Below are 1049 nucleotides of genomic sequence, written 5' to 3'. Positions count from 1 at the left end.
CCATGAAGGCCCGCGGCTGGGCCTCGGCGGAAAAGCGGACGCAGTATCGGCCCTATCGGTTCAGGGCGGCAGACGCCGTTGCCTGCGCCGTGCTGGCCGCGCTCGTGGCCGGCAATGCGTTTCTAGCTTGGATCGCCTGCTCGCAATATCATTTCTATCCCGTTGCGAGCACCCTTGTCGCATGGTGGGGCTACGTGCCGTATGCGGTGCTCGTGTTCGCGCCGCTTGGTGCCGATGCGTTCGACCGCATGCGTTGGCGGCGCATCGAGCGCAGGATGCGCGCCTATAGGGGGTCGTCGGATGGAGGCGCTTAGGCTTCGGGGCTTCGGGTTCGCCTATCCGGGCGAGGTGCCGGTGTTCGAAAACCTCGACCTCGCCGTCGAGCGGGGGGCGTTCGCCCTGCTTGTCGGAAAAACAGGCAGTGGCAAGACCACGCTTTTAAAATGCTGCAAGCAAGAGATCGCGCCCGTGGGCACGCGGTGGGGCTCCGTCGAGGTGCTCGGGTGCATGCCTGACGGCGAGGGCACTCGTGCGAAAGCGCTTGCGGTGGGCTACGTGTTTCAGAATCCCGAGAACCAGATCGTCTGCGATACCGTGCTGCACGAGCTCGCTTTCGGGCTTGAGAACCTCGGCGTCGATCCCGACGCGATGAGGCGGCGCGTTGCCGAGGCTGCGGCGTTCTTCGGCATAGAACCGTGGCTGCACGCCGAGACCGCCCGCCTTTCGGGCGGGCAAAAGCAGCTGGTGAACCTTGCGGGAATCCTTGCCATGCAGCCGCAGCTGCTGCTGCTCGACGAGCCGACGGCCCAACTCGATCCGATCGCCGAGAAGAACTTCCTCCATGCCCTGTTCCGTATGAACCGCGAGCTCGGCATCACCGTGGTCGTGGCAACCCATGCGCCCGAGTCGATGACCGATTACGCAACCGAGGCATTCGAGCTTAACGGGGAAGACGGCATCGAGCGAATACCCCTCGACGGGCTTTCCGGGCGTCCGATGGGGAAAGGTACGGCGGATGCGCGGCGTACGGCGGAAGGCGCGGCGGCCTC

The 1049-nt window shown here is 65.2% G+C and carries 1 protein-coding gene and 1 pseudogene; both read left to right on the top strand.

What is annotated here, in order from left to right; all coding sequences use genetic code 11:
• Nucleotides 1-314: pseudogene (locus C1722_RS17075) on the top strand (hypothetical protein); the annotation flags it as partial.
• Nucleotides 301-1049 (top strand): energy-coupling factor ABC transporter ATP-binding protein (locus C1722_RS16390; protein ID WP_146040721.1); only part of this gene is annotated, 749 nt, incomplete at its 3' end. The pseudogene C1722_RS17075 and the gene C1722_RS16390, both read left to right, overlap by 14 nt.

Source organism: Raoultibacter timonensis (genome assembly GCF_900240215.1).
Classification (GTDB): Bacteria; Actinomycetota; Coriobacteriia; order Coriobacteriales; family Eggerthellaceae; genus Raoultibacter; species Raoultibacter timonensis.
Note: the sequence above shows the minus strand (reverse complement) of the source record. Positions and strands in the feature narration are given on the sequence as shown.